The sequence below is a fragment of the Chitinivorax tropicus genome, from assembly GCF_014202905.1.
Classification (GTDB): Bacteria; Pseudomonadota; Gammaproteobacteria; order Burkholderiales; family SCOH01; genus Chitinivorax; species Chitinivorax tropicus.
This window is the reverse complement of the sequence record NZ_JACHHY010000053.1, coordinates 1-3,989: the sequence shown is the minus strand read 5'-3', so window position 1 is coordinate 3,989 and position 3,989 is coordinate 1. Positions and strand designations below refer to the sequence as shown.

The window sequence follows — 3,989 nt, the reverse complement described above, 5'->3', positions numbered from 1 at the left end:
ACCCAGCTGAAGCTGGTGGCGAACGGCAGCGGGCTGACCTTGAAGGACGGCAACATCCTGATCCAGTGCCCCAAGGCCGCGGTGTTCAAGGCCAGCATGAAACAAGAGAAAGGGCCGCAGGGGGCCAGTCATGCCTTCGCCAATTTACCAGGTAGCTTGGCTGGGCATTTCACAATTCGTGATTTTGATGATCAGCCGATCGCTGGCCAGCCATATGTCATCAAGACGGGTAATCAACGGCAATTTTGGGGCATTGCCGACCAAGATGGTAAAACCATCACCATCCCAACTGCCGCCGCAGAAGATTTGACGCTGCATATCGACGAGCGGCGAATCTGGAACCCCGATTCATTCAAGGCAGATGGTGATGCAATGGATATGTCTGATTTATATGGTGAAGCCTCCGATGAAATGCGGCTATGGATTGATGTTGAAAAGGAGTTATACGATGCAGAAGATCATGATGATGAAATTTAAGATGATTCAGTTGCTGCTGTTGGCGGCCATGCCAAGCGTGGCGTTCGGGGGAATGAAGACACTGGTGACCGATATCAAATGCAATCAGATTCAGGCTGTGGTCAATTCATACTGTGATTCACCACGTGGAGAGGGGCAACCCATCATGTGTGATAAGCAAGGCCTGGTTATCTTGAAGGATGGAAAGGCAGCTTATAAAAAGAATATAAAAAGTAAATGGTCTAGATATGTATATAAATGGGCCTGCCTGAAAACAGAAGAGTATGGAGAGGTGCTGTTATTAAGTTGGGGTGATTTTATGGATAATCAAGCAGAGGGATCATATTTATTTGATGTTGACGGAAGGAAAGTAAATTTAAAAAATAATTATCACCGCTATAAAGAAAATAAGTCAGGTGATATTAACCTGCCGAATTATGAGTAAGTGTGATGGGAAAAGAATCGATCAGAAATAGTGGTGCGTCTGTGCCAGTTTACGATGCAGTGGATAAAAAGCAGGCTGATGCATGTAAACCAAACCAGATCAATGCACAATCCAATGCCGATGAGCCGATTTCTCATCAGCATGGCGAGCTGTCTGGAAGGTCTAGAGCAGCGGGCGACATCAGCGAGGACGTGCGCCGGATCATCATTGACATGATTATTGATGAGGCGGTCAGACGCGGGCATTCCCACCGGGACATCGCCATCATTTTATTGATTGCCAGACTGGAGTCTGGCTTCAATCCTGATGCTGCGGCATGCAGCACCAGTGCAAGTGGTATAGGGCAGTTCACGGATAAAACAGCTATGGAGATTCTACGAGTTACGTCAACTAGCTATTGGCGAAAGAATAACCCATTACACGCTGATATTGATATCACGAAGATCGAAGATCGATTCAATGCAAGAAAAAATATCATTGCCATGATCATATTGTATGAATTATGCAAGAAGATCTCCTGTCAGGTCATGGCGTCCTCGCCTGATGAAATTGAATGCAGGATCTATCAGTATTATCATAAAGGCATTTATTTTGATGCAATATTAGAAAATAAAAAGGTTAAGTATAGAGTTAAAGAAAAAATAGACACCTACGGCCAGGAGAAGTTTGCAGCTGAAATCCAACCTTACATCAACAAGGTGGTGTTGGCGCTGCAAAAACAGACCAAAGTCCAATTTGCCCTGAAGCAGCCCAATGGCCAGCCGGTTGCAAAAGCAGAGTATGTGGCCATCGTACCCAAGAAGCCCCTGACAACGGTAGAAGATCGAGATCATTTCTTTGGCTGGATCAAAAAATATTACCAAAAAGCCAGCAGCTATTTTTCCCCCTCGCCCAGTGCGCCCAAGCCCCCCACACCTCAACCAACCGCACCCAATCAATCCACGGCCAGACCCGTGGGCGCTGCTCAGCAAGCAAAGGTGCCGGTCATTCCACCGCAAAGCTATCCGCCTCGGGTCAAAGATTCAGACAAATTTGCCGTGATCACTGGCAAGACAGATGGTCAAGGGCTCACGCAGGTCATCAGTGCGCCTGGCACGGCGGAAATCTACATGTGTATCCTGGAGATGGATTACGACGAAAAAGCGATACAGCGCGCCAAACAAGCCGAGGAGCATTTACTGGCGCCAGCATTGCAATCCACCCATCCTGCCGATCAAAGCGCTGATCCACCAATTCGGGTTGAAGATGGCAACGCCACGCCGGCGGAAAGTAAACTGCCGGATGACGGCCTGGCCCCAGCGGCAGCTTCCTCTCCAGATAGTGTGGAGGCTCAGCCGAGCGAACAGGATCTGGCGCATCTGCAACAAGTGGCAGACGAGGCCAACTATGCATTTCCGACACCCAAGATCACATCGTTATATTGTGATCGCCAGCCCAATATGCAGAAAGTTGCGGAGGCATTGAAGAAGGAGGGCAAACTGTTCGACAGCTTCCTGATCGAGCATGCCAGAAGCTACGTGGTCAAACCGACTCAAGAACTGACGCAAGCCGCGAACATGGCCACCACATCGGCAGGTAAAGTCAACGTGATCGAGCTGTCCTCGAACAAAGTTGAGAAGCAAGAAAAACGTAGCCAGCCTGCGGCACAGGTGACCACCGCAAATGGCAACCCGGCGGCAACAGCGCAGAGCAACGCCAAAACGCCCTGGATGGACATTGCACTCAAAGAACGCTACCAGCGTGCCATCCCCAGCACGGTCCAGAGTAGTGCAGAGGGTAAAGCGCTGCTGAAAGCCATCAATGAGTACGCCGCCAGTATCAAGGACCTGAAAAAACAGCTCAAAAAGTTAGATGCCAAGAAACAGCAAGCGGAAATCGAGAAGGTCAAACAGGAGATTGATGGGAAACAGGCTGAGCTGAACAAGAAGCTAGCCGAGCTGGAAACCCTCCAGACAAAATACAACAACCCAAGAATCGTCGAATATATCAAAACGACCGATACGGGGATGAACCTGGTCAAAACCAACAAACCGGTGGATGACGAAATTGCATGGTGTGCTTCATTTGTGAATTGGTGTTTGGTTCAAGCTGGCGTCAAAACACATAACTCAGCTAGAGCGGCAGATTGGGGGACGTTTGGTGTCGAGGCACCAGAAGGTACTTATGGCGCAATTGTTTGGATTCGTTTCACCAGTAGTAATAAAAGTGGGGCAGTTACGTTGTCAGGTAATCACGTTGGTTTTCTTTATATGGAAGATGGAAATTATTTATACATGCTGGGTGGAAATCAAAAGGGGGATATTAATAATAAGGAGGTTGATGGCGTTCCAAAGGTTAGCATAACAAGATTTCCAAAAAACTCCATTTCTATCATGGCAAGAAAAATTCCAAAGGTGTTATTATGAAATCAGTAGGTTTTTGTCTTATTTTATTTTATATGATTTTTACATCAAGTCAATCTTTTGGAAACTCGTATTCTGATAAAGAAATGCCATCAGATTTTTATCCGTTTTACGAGAAATTTCGCGATGCGCTGTATCATGGATCTCAGCCATATAAATTAATTTGTTTCCCTTTTGAGACATTTGATAATGGAGAGATTCCAATAGACGGCGTTGAGCGGACTAAGATTGATCGTGATACTTTCATCAAGAATAGGTTGGATTTATTCTTTCTTGATTTGAATTTTAGAACTTTTGACATGAAGGCTGGAGTGGGTTTAAAGCCTATCCCCATTTATACAAGTAGTAGAGATCTGATCATTAGAAATCCAAAACCATCTCACATTGCAAATGTGGATTTTGATATATTGGAGGTGAAAAATAATTTTGTGAGAATTAATGGGGTTGAATTTAAAAAAAGAGAAAGTGGCTGGTGTTGGAGTGGAAGTTGGCATGAGCAATCCATAAAGGAATTTATGCGTGGATATAAGGCATCTAAATGATGCATTGTTATTTTTTTCTTGAATTTACGAATTTTAAGTTGCGGGTGATGCGCTATCGTATTTGATTGCATGCTTCAAACGGTACTTAGCGTCATCATGACGTCCGTCTATCTTGGTGGCATAATGAACCATCAATACTTGACG

Annotated in this window: 4 protein-coding genes; all 4 read left to right on the top strand. The window is 45.7% G+C overall.

Going from position 1 to position 3,989, the window contains the following annotated elements; translation table 11 throughout:
- The first annotated feature begins 96 nt into the window (after window positions 1-96).
- The 4 genes from HNQ59_RS19045 to HNQ59_RS19030 are packed head-to-tail and all read left to right on the top strand — an operon-like array spanning window position 97 to window position 3,845.
- Window positions 97-477, top strand: coding sequence for a hypothetical protein (locus tag HNQ59_RS19045; protein ID WP_184041973.1), 381 nt, complete (start codon window positions 97-99; stop codon window positions 475-477).
- Complete coding sequence (locus HNQ59_RS19040; protein WP_184041972.1) at window positions 449-901, top strand: hypothetical protein; 453 nt, start codon at window positions 449-451, stop codon at window positions 899-901. The genes HNQ59_RS19045 and HNQ59_RS19040 overlap by 29 nt, the downstream gene beginning before the upstream one ends.
- A 5-nt stretch (window positions 902-906) precedes the next feature.
- The gene (locus HNQ59_RS19035; protein ID WP_184041971.1) at window positions 907-3,306 is read left to right on the top strand and encodes a TIGR02594 family protein; all 2,400 of its coding nucleotides are present in this window, start codon (window positions 907-909) and stop codon (window positions 3,304-3,306) included.
- Window positions 3,303-3,845: a hypothetical protein gene (locus tag HNQ59_RS19030; RefSeq protein WP_184041970.1), complete on the top strand. Its 543-nt coding sequence runs from the start codon at window positions 3,303-3,305 to the stop codon at window positions 3,843-3,845. The genes HNQ59_RS19035 and HNQ59_RS19030 overlap by 4 nt, the downstream gene beginning before the upstream one ends.
- Window positions 3,846-3,989 lie beyond the last annotated feature (144 nt).